This window comes from Bifidobacterium pseudolongum subsp. globosum (assembly GCF_000741295.1).
Classification (GTDB): Bacteria; Actinomycetota; Actinomycetes; order Actinomycetales; family Bifidobacteriaceae; genus Bifidobacterium; species Bifidobacterium globosum.
Map to the genome: position 1 here is coordinate 68682 of NZ_JGZG01000004.1, position 19181 is coordinate 87862.

Below are 19181 nucleotides of genomic sequence, written 5' to 3' on the forward strand. Positions count from 1 at the left end.
GCTAGCGGATCGTGAGGCCGGCGAGCAGCGCCTCGGGCGTCTCGCGTGCGGCGAGCTCGGCGGCGCTGTGGTAGCCGGTCTTCACCTTGATGTCGTCGCACACCTCGTCATAGGGGTCGCAGGCGTAGGAGTTGCGGGTGTCGTCGAACGCCACACCCAACACACTGACGCCGACCGCCACGAACACGACGATCATGACGATGGTCATGACGATCGACAGGCCGGAGATGATGATGCCAGCCAACGCGAGCTCCTTGCCCTTCTCCCCCGTCTTCTTGGTCTGGTTGTAGCCGATGATGCTCAACACCAGACCGACGATGCTGAAGAGGAACGAGCAGACGAACCCGGCGATCGCCATGCCGTTCCAGCGGTCCTGCGGGTAATACGCCGGCTGCTGGCCGTACGGCTGCTGCGGCGCCTGCCCGTAGGTCGGCTGGGTGTATGGCTGCTGGCCCGTGTACCCGTATTCCTGCGCGTACGGGTTCGGCTGTTGGGCCTGTGGCTGCTGCGGCGCGCCGTACTGGGGCTGCTCACCGCCGTATGGGTTGGTTGGCTGGGTCATCTGCTGTGCCTCACTCCGTGTAATCCTTGTCGACGATCGTCTGGCCGTCCGCGAGCTTCATGGTCAGGTGCACCACCGCGTCGTCGGTGTTGAGTGTGCTGTTGAGTTGGCCGGCGACGCCTTCCATCGATGTGGCGATGTCCGTCTCGGCCATGCTGCGCAGCTGCTCCACCTGGTCGTCCGTCAGCGGTTTGTTGACCGTGGCGTCAAAGATGAGCGTGTTGCCCTTGGCGCTGACCTTCATGTCCATGCCGTCGGGCAGGCCCTTGGTGACCTGCTGTTCGAACTGCTCCTTGAACGTGGAGTTGCTCATCAGGTCTTCGAGCGTCGTGCCCTCCGGCAGTGTGTCCACGTCGTTGTCGAGGTCGTCTAGGTCATCGTCCAAGTCATCGAGGTCGGTGTCGAGGTCGTCGATATCCGGGTCGGTCGTGCTCGGCGAAGAGGACGTGGCCGACGGGCTCTGCGACGTGGTGAGCGCCGTCTGCACGACGCTGTTGGCGGCGTTGAGCATCGAGAACACGAGCAGGCCGTTGAGCACCATCACCACAACCGAGACGATGATGCCGGCGATCGCCATGCCCTTGCTCTTGCCGCCGTTCTTGTTGATCTGCACCATGCCGATGATGCTCAGGATCAGACCGACGATCGGAACCAGGAACGCGCACACGAAGCCCGCGATCACCAGGCCGTTCCATTTGTCGTTGTTCTGCTGCGCGCCATAGCCGCCCATCGGTTCCTGCGGCGGGATCTGCCCGCCGTACGGCTGCTGTCCCTGCTGGCTGTAGTCGAATGATTGCATGGGCTGTTCGGGCGCCGCATACGGGTTCGGCTGCATCTGGCCGTAGTCCGGCATGGCCTGCGTGGGTTCGGCCTGCGGCGCGCCATACGGCTGCTGTGCGGGCTGGCCGAACTGCTGCGTCTCGTCGGCCGGCTGGCCGGTGCCCGGCGTGTACGGATTGCCGTTGTACGGGTTCTCTGGGGTTGTCATCACTGCTCTCTTTCCTTGAGGTTCGCACAGCGACATGCGGCCGCGCGCGACGTGCCTCCCAGTGTACTGAAAGCCCCTTGCCGCGCCAGACGCCGTCCGCTGGTTGGGCAGTCAGCGGTGCAATGCGCCAAGAATCAGTGTGGTGATCAGATCGGTGTACGCGATGCCGGTGGCGTCCCACGCCTTGGGGTACATCGAAATCGACGTGAACCCGGGCATCGTGTTGATCTCGTTGACGAGCACGTCGCCGCCCGGCGTCACAAAGGTGTCGACACGGCTCAGACCGGTGCCGTCAATCGCCAGGAACGCCTTCAACGCCGTCGCGCGCACGCGCTCGATCAGCTCGTCGGGAATATGCGCGGGCACTTCGGCGTGGCTCGCCTGCGCATCCATGTATTTGCTGTCGAAATCGTAGAACTGGTCGTCGTCCTGCGCGCGGCGGTCGAGCACGATCTCGCCCGGCAGGCTGACGCGCGGCTCATCCTCGCCGCGCGGGCGCAGCACCGCGCACTCGATCTCGCGTGCATCGATGCCCTGCTCCACAATCACACGCCAGTCGTGCAGGCTCGCCTCATACACGGCGGCAGCGAGCTCCTCCGCGTCGCCCACGCGCTCCACCTTCGTCACGCCGAAGCTCGAGCCGGCACGCGACGGCTTCACGAACAGCGGGTACTGCAACCCCGCCTCGTCCACCAGATCCAGAAAACGCTCGCCGTCGGCGGCGAAGCGGTCCGACGCGTCATACAGACGCGTGTCGAGCGTCACGCCGGGCGCCACGGCGATGCCGGCGGCCGCGAGCAACGTCTTCGTATAATGCTTGTCCATCGCTGCGGCGCTCGCCAACACGCCGCACCCCACGTACGGCACGCCCATCATCTCGAACAGGCCCTGGATGGTACCATCTTCGCCGTACGGGCCGTGCAGCACCGGCAGCACCACGTCGATATGCCCCAGGGATTCGAGTGTGCCGTCGGCGTTGCGCGCATAAAAACCGTCACCGCCGTCGCCGATGCTCAGCACGACGCTGCGTGAGCCGGGTGTGCGCTCCACTTGCGGCAGACCCTTGTCGAGCGCCCACTGGCACGGGTCCTCGCCGTCCACGATCCACTCGCCCTGCTTCGTGATGCCGATCAGCACCGGCTCGAAGCGGCTCGTATCGAGCGCGCGCAACACGCTCGCCACGGAGATGCAGGAAATCGGGTGTTCGTCGGCCTTGCCGCCATACATGACGGCCACGCGCGTGAGTTGTGCCATGATTCAGTTCGTCCCTTCCGGCAAAAACAGGGTGCTCAATGGCTCCCAGCGTACCGCAAGGCTTGCCTTTCGCCGCGCGCGCAGTCCCCGCGCGCACGCGGCGGACGGCGTCACTCCACCGTCACGTCGGCGGGGAACATCTCGGCGATCATCTGCTTGAACGAGATGCCGTCGTCGAGCAGGCGCGTCACCGCCTTGGCGAGCGGCGTGGGCACATGGTACCGCTCGCCGAGGGCCACCACGGCGCTCGCCGTGGCGACGCCTTCGGCCACGCCGTTGCTCGCCTTCGTGGCTTCCTCCACGCTCATGCCCTTGCCCAGGTTGTAGCCGAAGGTGTAGTTGCGCGACAGCGGCGATCCGCATGTGGCGATCAGGTCGCCCACGCCGGCCAGACCGTAGAAGGTCTCGGGCAACGCGCCAGCCCCGGTGCCGACGTCCTTGATCTCGGTCAGGCCGCGTGTCTCGATCATCGCGGCCGTGTTCTCGCCGAAGCCCGCGCCATGCGCCATGCCCACGGCGAGCGCCACCACGTTCTTGAGCGATCCGCACAGTTCCAAGCCGATCACGTCGGCGGTGATGAAGGTCTTGAAGTAGTCGGTCGTGCACAGTTTCGCCACGCGGCGCGCCACGTCGATGTCGGTGCAGCCGACCACGGCGGCGGCGGGTTCGCGCGCGGCGATCTGCTTGCTCAGGTTCGGTCCCGAGATCGCCACAAAACGGTCGGTGGGCAGGTCGAGCGCCTCGGTGACCACCTGGTCCATGCGCTTGCCGGTCTTCTGCTCAATGCCCTTCATCAGTGAGACGACCACGGCCTCGTCGGGGATCAGCCCCTTGAACTCCTCGAGCGCCTGGCGTGCGTACTGGGCGGCGATCGCCACGACGACCACGTCGGCGTGTGCCACGGCCTCGGCGCGGTCGCCGGTCGCGGTCATCGAGTCGGGCAGCTTCTCCACGCTCGGCAGGCGAACCGGATTGCGGTGCTCGGTCTGGATCGCCTTGACGATTTCCGGCTCGATCGCCCACATCATCACATCGTTGCCGGCGTCCGCAAGCACCTGACCGAATGCCGTGCCCCATGCGCCGGCACCCAATACCGTAATATTCGCCATACTCTGCTCCTTTTATCATTCAGCCGTGCCGCCGCGCATACGGTGGGCGGCGGTGCACTGGTTTCCATTGTTGGCCTTTTTGCGCGGGTCGCGCGTGATTATGCTCTTGGCTGGGCGTGCGTGAGCGCACGCACATCCACCTGGTGCGGGTCGGCGAACGGCTCCGTCTCGGGCACTTCCTTCATGATCCGGTAGTCGAAGAAGCCCTTCGGCGGCTGTTCGCCGCGGATGTTGGCCATCACGTTCTTCATGCGCACGCGGATGCGGCGCGCCAGTTCGTTCGCGTATTCGACCGGCGGCTCCGCGCCCCAGTCATCCATGCCTTCGAGCAGGTCGCTGTAGTCGAGGCGCTCGTCGTAGCACATGACGACGTTCTTGCGCGGCCACGGCCAAAAGTGGTTGATGCTCGCCGCCCCCCATGTGACGGCGCAGTACAGCGGGATCTGCCTGCCGAGCTGGCGCGAGGCCTCGAGCGCGATGAACCCGACGCCGTTCTTCATGCTCATCGGCCATTTCTGCGGGTCGCGCGTCACGGTGCCTTCCGGCCAGATTGTCAGGGGGCGCCCACCGGTCAGGATCGAGATCGATTCCTCTTCGATCTGGCGAGCCTTGCCGCTGCGTCGCGTGACCGGCTGCATGCCCACGGCGCGGAACCATTTGCCGATGATCGGCCATTTGCCCATCTCGGCCTTGGCCATGTAGCGCGGACGGCGCCCCATTTCGAACATCGCAATCATCGGCACGAACACGTCGAATTGCGTCACATGCGTGGCGGCAGTGATGTATGGGCCGTCCACCGGCACGTTATCGAGCCCCCATGCGCGCGGCCGGCAGCTGGCGCGCAGCACCTTGGCGCAGCCCTCCATCAGGCGCGCGGTGAGCTTGGGGTTCTGTTCGTTGATCTCCTTCTCATTCGGCTCGATGCGCCCGGTCGGGTACGGGCGGGTCGGGTCCACGAGGTCGTATTGCGCCGCGAGCCTGGCGACCTGCGCGTCACTGAGCGGCTTGACCGCGGAGCGCGGCGACGGTTTTCCTTTGGATACCATGCGCTCCATTGTGCCGCACCGCCGGTACACGCCCACTCTTGGACCCCATGTGCAGCAGCACTTCCGTAGACGCGAACGACCCGGCCGTGCATGGCACAGGCCGGGTCGTTCATCGGTTGGTGCGAAGCGTCAGTCGATCTGCGCGCCGAGCGCAGTGAGCTTGCCGCGGAAATCGGCGTAGCCACGGTCGATGAGGCTGATGCCGCGCACGTCGGACGGGCCGTTCGCCGTCAACGCGGCGATCAGGTGGCTGAAACCTCCGCGCAGGTCCGGCACGTCGATGTCGCGGCCTTCGAGCGGCGTGGGCCCGAAGATCACCGCCGAATGCTTGTAGTTGCGCTGCTGGAAGCGGCACGGCAGCGAGCCGAGGCACTCGCGGTACAGCTGGATCGTGGCGCCCATCTGCGTGAGCGGCTTGGTGAAGCCGAAGCGGTTTTCGTACACCGTCTCGTGCACGATGCTCAGGCCGTTCGCCTGGGTCAGCGCCACGACAAGCGGCTGCTGCCAGTCGGTCATGAAGCCGGGGTGCACGTCGGTCTCGATCGCGACGGGCTTGAGGTCGCCGCCCGGGTGCCAGAAGCGGATGCCCTTGTCGGTGATGTCGAACTCGCCGCCGATCTTGCGGAACACGTTGAGGAACGTCATCATCTCAGGCTGCGTGGCGCCCTTCACGAACACGTCACCGTGCGTGGCGAGCGCGGCCGAAGCCCAGCTCGCCGCCTCGATGCGGTCGGTGAGCGCGGTGTGCGTGTAGCCTTTGAGCTCCTTGACGCCTTCGATGCGGAACGTGCGGTCCACGTCCACCGAGATGATCGCGCCCATCTTCTGCAGCACGGCCACCAGATCCATGATCTCGGGTTCGGTGGCGGCGCCGGAAAGCTCGGTCTTGCCGTCGGCGAGCACGGCCGCGAGCAGCGTCTGCTCGGTGGCGCCGACGGACGGGTACGGCAGGTGGATCTTCGCGCCATGCAGGCCGTTCGGGGCGGTGATGTGGATGCCGTCCTTATGCTCCTTGTCCACGTCCGCGCCGAGCTTGCGCAGCGTCTCCAAGTGGAAGTCGATCGGGCGGCCGCCGATGTTGCAGCCGCCGAGCGCGGGGATGAACGCCTCGCCCAAACGGTGCAGCAGCGGTCCGGAGAACAGGATCGGGATACGGCTCGAGCCGGAGAGCGTGTCCACGTCGGCCACGTCGGCGAGCTGCACGTTCTTCGCGTCGATCGTCACAATGCCGTCGTCGCCGTTCACGTCCACGTCCACGCCGTGCAGGCGCAGCAGGTCGGAGACCACGTGCACGTCGCGGATCTCGGGCACGTTCTTCAGCACCGACGTGCCGGGCGCCAGCAGCGCCGCCACCATGGCCTTGCTCACGAAGTTCTTGGCGCCGCGCACCTTGATGGTACCGTTGAGCGGCTTGCCGCCCACAACATGCAGCACGTCATCTGTTGTTTCGACCACGTCTATCCTCTTTCGCCAGTGGTGCACACAATGCGCGGCGCCGGCGCATGGTCCGGTGCCGCGTGTGGGCCGAGTCTGATTGTCTGGTTATCTCTACAGTCGGGCGCGCGGTTTTATTTCCGCGCCGCGCCGCGCCGGCAGTCCGTCCGGCGGCGATGTCAGGCAACCAGTTTGCCATAAGGCATGTAATATGCGTGGCGCGTGTGAGGTGCCGGCGCGCGCCACGGGCGGGCGTCAGGCGCCCTGCTCGGCCACGGCCTTCGCGGCCACCGCGCCCACGTAGTAGACGGGCTGGTCGAAGTTCGGTTGGAACAGGAAGTCCACGTTCGCCAACATGTCGATTGTGAACCCGGCTTGGATGGCCACGCTCACCGTGTTCGCCGCGCCCGAGATGTCCGCCGTCGAGCAGAATTGGGCGCCCTTGACGAGCCGTGTCTGCGGGTCCCAGCTCAGGATCGACGTGACCGGCGCGGTAGAGAGCATGAACGCCGGGCGGTAATCCTCCACGAGTTCGGTCGAGCGCACGTCCAAGCCGCGGCGGTCGGCGGTCGGCGGTCGCCTGTGTCAGGCCGCTCGCCGCAAGCGACAGGTCGTAGAGCTGCACGGCGCTCGTGGCCTGCGTGCCCATGTATGTGCGCGTCGGTGTGTCGATGTTCAGGCCGATCAGCGTGCCCTGGCGCACGGCGTTCGTGGCGAGCGGGATGTAGTCGAGCTCGCCCGTCGGGTTGTAGCGCACGGTGGCGCTGTCGCCGGCGGCGTACACGTACGGCACCGAAGCCTGCATGTACTCGTTCGTGATGATCGCGCCGTTGGCGAGCGTGTCCACCTGGCCGCGCACCAGGTCGGTGTTCGGCAGGAACCCGGCGGCGAGCACGGCGAACTGCGCGGTGTAGGCGCCTCCGGTCGTGGTCACGGTCACCGTGCCGTCGGCGTTGTCGGTGAACGCGGTCACCTTCTCGCCGAGCGCGAGCGTCACGCCGTGCTTGCGGTAGCGCTCCTCCACCTGGTCGGTGATGAGCTTGTCGAAATTGTTGGCGAGCACGCGGTCGGCGGCATCGATGAGCGTCGTCTCCACGCCGATCGTGCTGAACTGTTCGGCCAGTTCGGCGCCGATGTAGCCGGCGCCAATCACCACGACCGATTTCGCGTCGTGCGCGCGCTCCTTGATCTGCACCGCGTTGTCCCAGTTCTTGCACAGCTGCACGCGGTCGGATTCGATGCCGGGGATAGACGGCACTACCGGGCGCGAACCGGTGGTGACCACGAGCTTGTCGAACTGCAGCGTCTGCGAGTCGCCGGTCTCCAGACTGCGAAACTCAAGCGTCTTGCCGGCCACGTCGATGTCGGTCACGTCGGTGCGCATGTGCATCGTGGCGCCGAGCTTCTCGAGTTCGGCGGGCGAGGAATAGAACATCTTGCGCGGGCCGGACACATGGTCGCCCACCCACAGCGCGATGCCGCACGAAAGGAACGAAAGCGTGTCGCCGCGCTCGAATACGTGCACGCTCCAATCGGGGTGCTCGCGCAGGATCGAGGTGGCGGCGAATGTGCCGGCATGGGTGCAGCCGACGATGGCGACGGTGGTCATGGCAACTCCGTACAAGTGCTGTGCCCGTCCGCGGGGTGCGGACGGGCACCAAGCGGGCGTGCTCTCGGCGCACGCCCGTGTACTAGTTGCGATGATAGGCTTCCGAACCGCGCCGCGGCGGCTGTTCGCGCTTCGCCTAGAATTAGTCGCCGCCCAGATCGAAGGCGGCCTGCTCGTCTTCCCGGGAGTAGGTGCGGAAGGCCATCAGGGTCTGGGTGCCGACCACGCCGTCCACCTTGGCGATCCCCTCGGGGATCACACTCGTCAGGTCCTCGAAGTGGTCGGTGGACACCACGGCCACCAGATCCACGTCGCCCGCAACCGAATAGACGTCCTGCACGCCCTCGAGTTCGACGATGCGTTTCGCCGCCTCGCTCACCATGTCGCTTTCCGTGGTGATGAGCACAATCGCATCAGCCATGCTGCCTCCTTGTTCGTTACTGGTGATGCCTCCCATGCTACGACGTGGCCTCAGCGTTCAGCAATCGGGCCGGGCCAGTCGGCCGCCTCGGGTTCACGGGCGGAGACCACGGCGGCCTCGGGTTCGCGCAGCACCGGGATCGTCTTCGGCTTGAACGGGAAGCGCTCGGCGCGCATCTTCTCATAGGCCGCGATGTCGTCTTCGTGCTGCAGCGTCAGGTCGATGTCGTCGTAGCCGTTCATGAGGCGCCAGCGCACGTAGTCGTTCACTTCGAACGGCAGCACCACGTCGCCGCACGTCACAGTGCGGTCCTCGAGGTTCACCGTCATCTGGCGGCCCGGCTCCTCTTCGAGCAGCTTCCACAGCAGCTCCACGGACTCCTGCGGCATGATCGCGGCGAGCACGCCGTTCTTGGCGGTGTTGCCGTAGAAGATGTCCGCGAAGCGCGGCGCGATCACCACGCGGAAGCCGTAGTCGTGCAGCGCCCACACCGCGTGTTCGCGCGACGATCCGATGCCGAAGTCGGGGCCGGCCACCAGGATCTTGCCATCCGCGTATTCCGGCTTGTTGAGCACGAAGTCCGGATTGCGGCGCCACGCGTAGAACAGCGCGTCGTCGAAGCCGGTGCGCGTCACGCGCTTGAGGAACACGGCGGGAATGATCTGGTCGGTGTCTACGTTCGAGCGGCGCAGCGGCACGCCCGTACCGGTGAGTGTGGTGAGTTTTTCCATCGTTGAATCAACATCCTCTGTTCAAAAATCGGTCTGGATAAGCCGGAGCCATGCTCACAGGTCGGCCGGTGTGGAGATCGTGCCCCGGATCGCCGTGGCCGCGGCCACGGCCGGCGACGCGAGGTGCGTGCGCGAGCCCTTGCCCTGACGGCCTTCGAAATTGCGGTTCGACGTAGAGATGGAGCGCTCGCCCACCACGAGCTTGTCCGGGTTCATGCCCAGGCACATCGAGCAGCCGGCGTTGCGCCATTCCGCGCCGAACTCGGTGAAGATGCGGTCGAGGCCCTCTTCCTCCGCCTGCAGGCGGATGCGTGACGACGCCGGCACCACGAGCACGCGGTGGATCGAATCCGCCTTCTTGCGGCCCTTCATGATCTCGGCGGCGATGCGCAGATCCTCGATGCGACCATTGGTGCACGATCCGATGAACACCGTGTCCACGGGGATGTCGCGGATCGGCGTGCCCGGCTCGAGTCCCATGTAGGCGAGCGCGCGCTCCGCGGCGGCGCGTTCGGTCGCGTCGGCGAAGTCCTCTGGCGCGGGGATGCTCGCGGAGATCGGCAGGCCCTGGCCGGGGTTGGTGCCCCACGTGACAAAGGGCTCCAGGTCCCCGGCGCGCAGCGTCACCTCGGCGTCGAACACGGCGTCGTCGTCGGTCCTGAGCGTCTTCCAGTATTCGACCGCCTGGTCCCACAGCTCGCCCTGCGGCGCGTGCGGGCGGCCCTTCAGATACTCGAAGGTCGTCTCGTCGGGCGCGATCATGCCGGCGCGCGCGCCCGCTTCGATGCTCATGTTGCAGATCGTCATGCGCGCGTCCATCGAAAGGTTCTCGATGGCCTTGCCGCGGTACTCGAGCACGTAGCCTTGGCCGCCGCCGGTGCCGATCTTCGCGATGATCGCCAGGATGATGTCTTTGGCGCTCACGTCTTCGGGCAGGTCGCCCTCGATGTTGATGGCCATGGTCTTGAACGGCTTGAGGCTCAACGTCTGCGTGGCCATCACATGCTCCACTTCGGAGGTGCCGATGCCGAACGCAAGCGCGCCGAACGCGCCATGGGTCGAGGTGTGTGAGTCGCCGCACACGATCGTCATGCCGGGCTGCGTGAGTCCGAGCATCGGCGCGAAGGCGTGCACGATGCCTTGGTCCGCGTCGCCGAGCGGGTGCAGGCGCACACCGAACTCACGGCAGTTCCGTTCGAGCGTGCTCAGCTGTGTGGCGCTCGTTTCGTCCGGGTTCGGCCTGTCGATGTCGACTGTAGGCGTGTTGTGGTCTTCGGTGGCGATGAGCTGGTCCACGTGGCGCGGGGTGCGGCCGGCGAGTCGCAGGCCTTCGAACGCCTGCGGGCTCGTCACCTCGTGCATGAGCATCAGGTCGATGTACAGCAGATCCGGAGCACCGTCGTCACCCTTACGGACCAAATGATCAGCCCAGACTTTCTCGGCCAACGTCATTCCCATAGGTGGATCCTCCTCAGAGTATTCAAAGGCGCAGGAGCGTGTGTGGCGATGCCGTTGCCCGGCCCTGCGTTGTTCACGTCCATATAGCGTATGGGTTGATTAGTCAAGACTTCCGCAATATGCCGGTATGTGAGATGTAGAAGTTTGATGGAGAAATGTTGCACTGCGCAACCGTTGGAATGACAACGATTTCAACGGTGTAGCGGCACGGTTCCGACACCTAGGACACGAGTTTTAGACGCCTCGCTTTTGCGTTTCAGAATGTGAGATGGCATAATTCAACCATGACTTCAAATACGCTTTCCGCAGAATCCAAACAGCGCATCGACGCTGAGTCCACCGCTGCTTCCCCAGCGGAAGCGGCACAACCGGCCGACAACGAGATCCACTCCGGCGTGGGGGTGCTCGACAAGACGGTCAAGATCCTCGACGCGCTCGAGTCCGGCCCCGCCACGCTCGGCCAGCTCGTGACCGCCACGAAGCTCGCACGCCCCACCGCGCACCGTCTGGCGATCGCACTCGAACGCCACCGCTTTGTGCTGCGCGACCAGCACGGACGCTTCGTGCTTGGCTCGCGCTTCGCCGAGCTCGCGGCCGCCGCAGGCGAAGACCGCCTGCTCGCCGCCGCCGGCCCGATCCTGCAGACCCTGCTCGACCGCACGGGCGAATCCGCGCAGATCTACCGCCGCCAAGGCGAACAGCGCGTGTGCATCGCCGCCGTGGAGCGCGCGAGCGGGCTGCGCGACTCGATTCCCGTGGGCGCCATGCTGTCGATGGAGGCCGGTTCCGCCGCGCAGATCCTGCTCGCGTGGGAGGATTCCGACCGCCTGCACCAGGGCTTGCGCCACGCGCGCTTCTCGTCGGCGAAGCTCGCCGCCGTGCGCAAGCGCGGCTGGGCCGAGTCGATCAACGAACGCGACGAGGGCGTGTGCTCGATCTCCGCGCCGATCCGCAACGCCTCCGGCCAAGTGATCGCCGCGATCTCCATCTCGGGCCCGAGCGGCCGCATGGGCTCGAACCCCGGCCACCGCTACGCACCGCTCGTCATGGGCGCCGGCAAGTACCTGACCGACGCCCTGATCAAGGCCAGCGCCAGCCGCTGACCCGCACGATGCGTGGTAGCCGCGTGCGCGCGCACCACGCACCCCTCAAAGCACTGCCCGTAACGGCCGATTGCCAACGATGGCCGGCGGCTACTTGCCGAGGATGGTTTTGGCGGCGGCATGCACGAAGCGGCTGAAGGCGTTGGGCTTGTGCAGTAGGTGCACGCCTTCGCTTTGCGACTTCGACGCCACCGTCATGCCATACACATACGCCTTCTTGGAGCTCGGCTTGCCCACAAGCTGCCCGAACTCCAGCAGCTGCGTGCGCGGATTGTACGGGTGTCGGATGTCGAATTCGAACAGGCGTGCCGCACGCCGCTCGGGAATCGGCCCATACGACCCGAATCCGCATGTCGGGCTCGCTACCATCGCTAGCCCGCCCGACTGCCCCACGAACGCGTTGCGGTGGTCGTGCCCGGTGGCGATCGCGCAGTAGGCGCCGCCATCGGTGAGGATCGCGAATTCGCCGCTGTCGTCATCCGGGCTGCTCACGCCTTCGCCCAGATACCCGCCGGGTTCGGTCGCGCGCTCGTCGAGCACATAGTACTGCCCCGAAAACATGCGGTAGCCTTCCACCGCATGCGCCGCGGTGGACGCGACCGGCTTGAGCAGCCGGTAATACTGCGGCAGCGCCGTGTGCTGGAACACCATCGACCGCACGCCCTGCCCCAACTGCGCCGGCACCTGCCGCAGAAAGCGCAGCGCGCGCGGGCTCGGCGCGCCATACCCGCCTGTCGGCGCGTAATCGCCCGAATCCACGAGCACGATGCCGAGCACCGTTTCTCCGCGCTCGTTCGCGACCGGCAGTGCGAACGTGCCCGGCTCGCACGCGAACACCGTCTCGCGCGGCAACGCAGCCACGCGCTCCGGCACACACACGGCGCCGTCCGCCGGCGGAGCGGGCGGGTTGACGCAGCCGTCGAACTCGCGGTAGAGCTCGTCGAGCTGCGCATTGCTCAGCCCGCATTGAAAATCATGGTTGCCGTACGTGACCGCCCACGGCACACCCGCGTCGATGAGTGGCTGCACGCACTGCCCGATCGACGCGCGCACCAGCTGCCGTGTGTGCGAGAGCGCGAGTTCGCGCCGCTGGGTGAGCGCCGGCGTCTTCCAGTGGCGCTTGCAATACGTCTCCGCATAGGCGGGGTCATACCCGGCGATCTGATTGCCCGAGAAGACCACGAGGTCGGGCCGCGAGGTCTCGACCGCCGCGGTGATCAGGCGGATCGTGTCTTTTGAGACGCGTGGGCCATCCTGCACATCAGCCAACTGCAACACACGGAATTTCCCCGAACGATGAAACTGCAGGCGCCCCAGACGCGCCGACACAGACAACGGCCGCGGCTGCTCCCCGCGGTCGACCGCATTGCTCTGTTCTCGCTCACTCATAGTTCCCACAGTAATGCACGCATCCGTGCAGTGCACAATCTCCGCGGAAAACAAAAACCCCCGCCGTAGCGAGGGCTCGTTGGCTGGGATGCCTGGACTCGAACCAAGAATGGCTGAACCAGAATCAGCTGTGTTGCCAATTACACCACATCCCAATTTGGCATGCTCACCATCAATGATGGTGAACTCGTACCCCCAACCGGATTTGAACCGGTGTTGGCGCCGTGAGAGGGCGTAGTCCTAGACCGCTAGACGATGGGGGCATCATCTGTTGCTCCGTGAAGCAACAGATAGAAAATATACACATAAGCGCCCATCAGCGCAAATCACGGCGTGTCGGGCGTCATTCCAAGCCTCAGGCGGCCTGAATCTCAGCCAGATGCTCGCGCAGGTTGCGCAGGCGGGCCATCGAAACCGGCTTGCCGACAATCTCCATCGACTCGAAGAGCGGCGGCGAGACGCGACGGCCGGACATCGCCACACGCACCGGCCCGAACGCCACGCGCGGCTTGTAGCCGGCGTTTTCGATCAGCGCCTTGTTGAGCGTCTCATGCAGATTGTCGGTCGTCCACTGCGCTTCCGGCACCACGTCAAGCGCGGCGATCGCGGCATCGAGCACCTCGCCCGCCGTGGCCTTGAGCTGCTTCTTCGCGTCGGCCTCCGGCGCGATGTACTCGCTCGTCGACAGCAGCGAGCCGGCCATGCCGGCCACCTCACCGAGCAGGCGCACGCGCGGCTGCACGAGCGGCGCGGCGGCGGTGAGCACGCTGCGCTCGCGATCGGTGAGCTCATCCCAGCGTTCGGCGGAGACGACGCCGTCACGGAACAGGTACGGCACCGAGCGGTTCAGGAAGTCCTGCGGTTCGAGCATGCGGATGTGCTCCGCGTTGATCGAGACCGCCTTGTCGATGTCGAAGCGAGCCGGGTTGGCCTTCACGTCGCGCACGTCGAACGCCTTGACCATCTCGTCCATCGAGAAGATGTCGTTGTCGGGCGCGATCGACCAGCCCAGCAGCGCCAGGTAGTTGAGCAGGCCTTCCTTGATGAAGCCGTGGTCGCGGTGCAGGAACAGGTTCGACTCCGGGTCGCGCTTGGAGAGCTTCTTGTTGCCCTGGCCCATCACGTACGGCATGTGGCCGAACAGCGGCATCTGCTTGGCCACGCCCAGCTCCATGAGGTAGCGGTAGAGCACGATCTGGCGCGGGGTGGAGCTCAGCAGGTCCTCGCCGCGCAGCACCACGTTGATGTCCATCAGCGCGTCGTCCACCGGGTTCGTGAGCGTGTACAGCGGATCGCCGTTCGGACGCACGATCACATAGTCCGGCACGGAACCGGCCTTGAACGTGATCTCACCGCGGATCAGGTCGTTGAACGTAATGTCTTCGCTGGGCATCTTGACGCGCAGCGCGGGCTGGCGCCCCTCGGCGCGGAACGCGGCTTTCTGCTCCTCGGTCAGGTTGCGGTCGTAGCCGTCGTAGCCGAACGCCTTGGGCCGCCCGGCCGCCACATTGCGCGCCTCGATCTCTTCGGGCGTGGAGAACGACTCGTACGCATAGCCGGCGTCGAGCAGCTGCTGCGCGACCTTCTGGTAGATCAGCCCGCGCTCGGACTGGCGGTACGGGCCGTGCGGGCCGCCCACCTCAATGCCCTCGTCCCAGTCGAGCCCGAGCCACTTGAGCGCATCGATGATCTGGTTGAAGCTCTCTTCGGAGTCGCGCTGCGCATCGGTGTCTTCGATGCGGAACACGAACGTGCCGCCGGTGTGGCGCGCCTCGGCCCAATTGAACAGGGCCGTGCGCACCATGCCCACGTGCGGGATGCCCGTGGGCGAAGGGCAGAACCGCACGCGCACGTCGGCCGGGAGCTCCGGCTTCACATGCTCGCGCTCCTTCATGTCTTCCACGGAATCTTCAGGTTGGATGATCTTTGCAGCATCGGTGTCAGTCATGCTGTCCATTGTGGCGCGTGAACCGGACGTGCGCGCGGGTGCGGCCGCCGCGCGCACGTCCGGTCATGCGCACGCGTCACGCGCTGATCTCGGTGAGCACGGGAGTCTCGGTGCTCGTCTTGATCTGCTTGAAGCCGAGCAGTGCGATCGCGAGCGAGACGAGCGCGAGCGCGGTGACGACCATGAACCCGCCGTGCGAGCCGTTGCGGTCGATGAACACGCCGGCGATCGCGGAGCCTGCGGATCCGCCGATCGCGTTCATCGCGCCCATCCACGCCATGCCTTCGGTGAAGCGCGTCTGCGGCACCAGATGCAGCATGAGCTGGTTGCCGTTGATCCAGGTGGGCGACTGGCATACGCCGATGATCAGGTAGATCGCCATGATCACCCACAGGTGTTTGGCGAACAGGAACGACCCAATGCCCAGATTCACCACGGCCAGGCACACGTAGAAGCGCTTCCACAGCGGGATCGTCCAGTTCTTCGCGCCGTACAGCAGCGCGCCGGCGAGCGAGCTCACCGAGAAGCACGCGAACACGAAGCCGGTGTACTGTTTCATGTTCGCTTCGGTGGCGAACGCGACAATCGAGATGCCGGCGGCCGACTGGAACGCGCCCAGACCGAACCATGTGACGCACACGGCGATCAGGCCCGGGCCCCAGATCGAGTCCTTCTTGCCGCTCATCGCGCGGTCGTAGGCCTCGCGCGCGACCTGCTGCACGGCCGCGTCGCCGAGCCCTTCGGACTTGGCGCGCACGCGCGCGTCGTCCGCGGCGCTCTGCGCGCGCATGAGCCGCGCCTGCTCGTCTTCGCGCGCACGGAACTCCTTGCGCGTCAGGCCGGCCTCGCGCGCGAGCTGCGTTTGGCTCGGCGGGCATGTGGTGAACTCGGTGAGGAACATGAGCGCGCCGACGAGCACGCACAGGCCCGTCACGGAGAACGAGAGCACGCCGGAGATGACGGCGAGCGTGGAGGCGAGCGGATTGCCCACGGCCCACATCGCCTCGTCGAACACGCCCGAAAGCGAAAGCGCGCGGTTGACGCCTTGGCGGTCGTTGCCCATCAGGTACGTCCAGCGCGCGCGGCTCATCGCGCCCCACGGTGGCACGGCGGCGAGGAACGGCACAATGCAGTACAGCACCACCGGGTTGGCGTGGGCGAGCACGCACGAGACGAACGACGTGGCGGCGACCATCCACACGACGATTGTCGGGATGGAGACGGCGCGCTGCCCGAAGCGGTCGACGAGCGTGCCCAGCACGGGGCTCAGCACGGCGCCGGCGATCGCCTGCACGGCGGTCAGCGCGCCGGCGAGCGCGTAATTGCCGTAGTATTGCTGCGTCATGATCGTCATCGTCATGCCGACCATCGGGAACGGCATGCACGCGATGACCGATCCGACGGCAAAACGCGCGGTGTGTGGAATACGGAGAAGTTCGGCGTACCCGCCGAAGATGCGATGGACGACGTCGTGGACGCCGTTGGTGTGATTGGAGGCCATGGTGTGTCGCTCCTTTCTGCTCACGGTGTGTCCCGCGTGCGGTCGTCGCGCCGTTTTGCGTCACGGCTTGATTCCTTCCGCCCGCGGCCGGGTTGGGGTGGGATGTTCGTCGATTGACTTGTTGTGATCGGGGTCGCCGCGCCGGCCTGTGCCGCCGCTGGCCCCTCGCCGTCTTCGCGGCCCGTTGCGCGCGCGGACGCTGCCATGCGTACCGCGCGCCGCCGCCACTGCGAAGCCGTGCCCGTGCACATGGCCGGTTCGGCGTGCGCCTATGCGCCTGTTCGCCTATGCCGATGTGCGTGCCGGACACGGCCACATTAGTCGCACCCACCGGCGCGACACGCGGTGAAAACGGGCTGCTGCGTGATTTTCGAAAAATATCTCGAATGACTGAACCGCCCACAGGAACGGCGCCTATGCACTATGCAGCGTGACGGCCTTTCGCCCCTCGGTCGGATGCGACCACGGCGAGGCACATGCCGGCCGCCACAACGGCGATGCCGAGCGCCATGAGATGCATGCCGCGCCCACCTGCGGAGGGCAGTGTGACCGTGGTGTCGGGCAGGTCACCCACCGTGAAGCTGGAGCTTGTGACGACCAGTGCATAGGTGACCACATACTCCCGTAGGCCATTCAGCTTCGACGGCTGGCCGCCTGTACCCGCATTCGAGTCATCGGCGATATAGAAATAATGTGACGCATCATCCAGAAGGTACCCATTCGGGGCTTTCGTCTCCCATGCCACATACAGCGTGTTGACCTTGAGACGGGTGACTTGGTTGCTGGCAGCACTGCTCGCACTGTCGGGATTCGTCGACATGAATTCGATGCGGCCATTTTGGTTCGTGGTCGCCGTGCTGGATGCACCGTTACAGGTCCAAGGCTTCTGCCTCACGCCGTCGCCACCGATGCTATAAGCCATGGAAGCCGGTTGATCGGTATTCACTTCGCAGACCTCGAACTGTGCCCCTGGCAGACGCACTGCCTTGAAATCATACCCGCGGTTGTCCCGTATCTTCTTGGTATCAACGTTGACGGTGTACAGAATCTTGTTGTCGCTCAAGGACTGCCCCCACTTGTTCAACCGCACATTGTAGCCCTTGTCGATCGTCGTGGTGCCGGAAGCCGCATAGCTTTGCGGATCGCCCAGATTGAAATCGATGCGGTTGGTCACCTGTCGTGTGCTGTTGTCGGCGAGATTGGCGTCCTCCTGTGTAATGAACGTGTCGAATTCGAGCACAATGATCGAATGCCCTTGCACCGGGATCTGCGATTCATCGACATCCGTCGTCGGATTATCGACTTTGATTCCCGTCAGTTCGACGTCCTCATTCTTGGGATCGCCTCTAAAATCCCAATTGGACAACATACCGTCATTGGGAATGGTGAAGATGATCTGACCGTTGTCGTCGCGGTATGTGGCGCACGTCCCGCTCACAACTTCCTCATCTTCTTTCTTATCTTCGCAGGTTCCATCCTGCGTGATGTTGAACACGTGCCACTGTTCGGCAGCCTCGTCGTTCTTGGTGCGTTCGTTCCACTCGGTAGGCCACGCGTTGACCGCCTTCGTCCCTCCCCTGCCATCGTCGATGTTCAGCGGGAAGGGCTCAGGCATCGACACGAACCAACCGAATACAGGTTTGCTGGTGTTCAGATGCCATTCGTCCGAAGGCAATGTATCAGTGACCTTGATCTGATTGACCTTTGACAGGTCCTTGATACCGTTCATGCCCGGAATATCGACCTTGTAGGGTTTGCCATTCGAACCCACAATCCGTTGTCCATTCGGATCGGTGAGCCAATCACAGAACCACCCTGATTTCACGCCGTTGGACCAGACGCGCCAATGTGCCGTCCACCCCTCCGTTGTCTGCCCAGGATGTTCGCGATCCGGCACCTGCTCGGCAACAGCGCTGTCTGTCCACCCGAGACCACCATCGTTGTTGGCGCGGACCATCTTGCCCACCGTGTTGCCCAATGCGAACTCGACATCCGTTTGGGGGACCTCGTAGTGTGGTGTTCTGTTGATCTTGTACATGAACTTCGCGTAATTATGGTACTTGTCCGGAGCACCGTCGCACAGCGTGTTGTAGGTGATGCGCAGCTTCTTCGTGAAAAACCGTTCGGGATTTTCGCGATTTTTGAACACAACGCGGAAGGCCGGCGCACCGTCATAGTTGCCATAGGTGTCCACGGAGTTGCGGCCGCCATCGTGGTACCAGCCGCTGGGATAATCCGTCCCGCCGGGCAGTTCGCGGGCATCGGCGGCATAGCAGGCATCCGCACGGTTATCACGGGTCTCCTGCGTACACCCTCCATCGGGGTTGTTCCTGTTCGCCTCGACCGCGGTGTATTCGGCAGTGTCAATGACAGTCCATTCCCCGTCTTCGCCCTGTTCCTGAAGCGTCAGATCGAGATAATCCTTGCTGTACCACATATGTTGTGTATTGCCATCCGAATTGCCGTGAACCCAGTCCTCGTACAGGAACAGATCGGTGATGTCTGTACGGCCTTTGGGATCGAAATCGATCTGCCACGGCACCTTGTAGACACCACCCGCGACCTCCTCATATCCGTTCTCCGGTTTGGTCGATGTCTTTGTCAGTTGACGCCGGTGTCCTGTTGTCG

Annotated in this window: 14 protein-coding genes, 2 tRNA genes and 1 pseudogene; 1 reads left to right on the forward strand and 16 read right to left on the reverse strand. The window is 64.9% G+C overall.

Annotated features, from left to right (window positions below; genetic code table 11):
- Position 1: 1 nt before the first annotated feature.
- From BPSG_RS02045 to leuC, 10 genes and pseudogenes are all read right to left on the reverse strand, one after another.
- Positions 2–562, reverse strand: a complete 561-nt coding sequence (locus BPSG_RS02045; RefSeq protein ID WP_051592042.1) for a DUF4190 domain-containing protein — start codon at positions 560–562, stop codon at positions 2–4.
- A gap of 10 nt (positions 563–572) precedes the next feature.
- Positions 573–1550, reverse strand: a complete 978-nt coding sequence (locus BPSG_RS02050) for a DUF4854 domain-containing protein (protein ID WP_051894168.1) — start codon at positions 1548–1550, stop codon at positions 573–575.
- A 111-nt stretch (positions 1551–1661) separates the two neighbouring features.
- On the reverse strand, positions 1662–2804 hold the full coding sequence (locus BPSG_RS02055) for a D-alanine--D-alanine ligase family protein (protein WP_026644209.1): 1143 nt from the start codon (positions 2802–2804) through the stop codon (positions 1662–1664).
- 110 nt (positions 2805–2914) lie between these two features.
- Positions 2915–3913, reverse strand: a complete 999-nt coding sequence (locus tag BPSG_RS02060; protein ID WP_026644208.1) for an NAD(P)H-dependent glycerol-3-phosphate dehydrogenase — start codon at positions 3911–3913, stop codon at positions 2915–2917.
- A gap of 98 nt (positions 3914–4011) precedes the next feature.
- Positions 4012–4959, reverse strand: a complete 948-nt coding sequence (locus BPSG_RS02065; protein WP_033502388.1) for a lysophospholipid acyltransferase family protein — start codon at positions 4957–4959, stop codon at positions 4012–4014.
- Positions 4960–5088: 129 nt separating this feature from the next.
- Complete coding sequence (gene murA, locus BPSG_RS02070; protein WP_026644207.1) at positions 5089–6414, reverse strand: UDP-N-acetylglucosamine 1-carboxyvinyltransferase; 1326 nt, start codon at positions 6412–6414, stop codon at positions 5089–5091.
- A 234-nt stretch (positions 6415–6648) separates the two neighbouring features.
- A pseudogene (locus tag BPSG_RS02075) lies at positions 6649–8002 on the reverse strand (NAD(P)/FAD-dependent oxidoreductase).
- A gap of 142 nt (positions 8003–8144) precedes the next feature.
- Positions 8145–8423, reverse strand: coding sequence for an Lrp/AsnC ligand binding domain-containing protein (locus BPSG_RS02080; RefSeq protein WP_026644206.1), 279 nt, complete (start codon positions 8421–8423; stop codon positions 8145–8147).
- Between the two features lie 50 nt (positions 8424–8473).
- A complete protein-coding gene (gene leuD / locus BPSG_RS02085; protein ID WP_026644205.1) occupies positions 8474–9154 on the reverse strand; it encodes a 3-isopropylmalate dehydratase small subunit in 681 nt (226 codons plus the stop codon).
- Between the two features lie 54 nt (positions 9155–9208).
- Positions 9209–10612 (reverse strand): 3-isopropylmalate dehydratase large subunit, encoded by a 1404-nt coding sequence (gene leuC, locus BPSG_RS02090; protein ID WP_026644204.1) that lies wholly within the window; start codon positions 10610–10612, stop codon positions 9209–9211.
- 284 nt (positions 10613–10896) lie between these two features.
- Between leuC and BPSG_RS02095 the strand changes: the two genes are divergently transcribed.
- Positions 10897–11715: an IclR family transcriptional regulator gene (locus BPSG_RS02095; RefSeq protein ID WP_026644203.1), complete on the forward strand. Its 819-nt coding sequence runs from the start codon at positions 10897–10899 to the stop codon at positions 11713–11715.
- Positions 11716–11805: 90 nt separating this feature from the next.
- Here BPSG_RS02095 and BPSG_RS02100 read toward each other — a convergent pair whose 3' ends face one another.
- The 6 genes from BPSG_RS02100 to BPSG_RS02125 all read right to left on the reverse strand — a co-directional run bounded on the left by BPSG_RS02100 (position 11806) and on the right by BPSG_RS02125 (position 19095).
- Positions 11806–13104: a metallophosphoesterase family protein gene (locus tag BPSG_RS02100; protein WP_026644202.1), complete on the reverse strand. Its 1299-nt coding sequence runs from the start codon at positions 13102–13104 to the stop codon at positions 11806–11808.
- Between the two features lie 80 nt (positions 13105–13184).
- Positions 13185–13259 (reverse strand) — tRNA-Gln (locus BPSG_RS02105).
- A 35-nt stretch (positions 13260–13294) separates the two neighbouring features.
- Positions 13295–13367: transfer RNA gene (locus BPSG_RS02110), tRNA-Glu, on the reverse strand.
- Positions 13368–13459: 92 nt separating this feature from the next.
- Positions 13460–14998, reverse strand: a complete 1539-nt coding sequence (gene gltX / locus BPSG_RS02115; RefSeq protein WP_026644201.1) for a glutamate--tRNA ligase — start codon at positions 14996–14998, stop codon at positions 13460–13462.
- Positions 14999–15128: 130 nt separating this feature from the next.
- The gene (locus BPSG_RS02120; protein WP_026644200.1) at positions 15129–16553 is read right to left on the reverse strand and encodes an MFS transporter; all 1425 of its coding nucleotides are present in this window, start codon (positions 16551–16553) and stop codon (positions 15129–15131) included.
- A 421-nt stretch (positions 16554–16974) separates the two neighbouring features.
- Positions 16975–19095, reverse strand: coding sequence for a SpaA isopeptide-forming pilin-related protein (locus tag BPSG_RS02125; protein ID WP_026644199.1), 2121 nt, complete (start codon positions 19093–19095; stop codon positions 16975–16977).
- Positions 19096–19181: the final 86 nt, after the last annotated feature.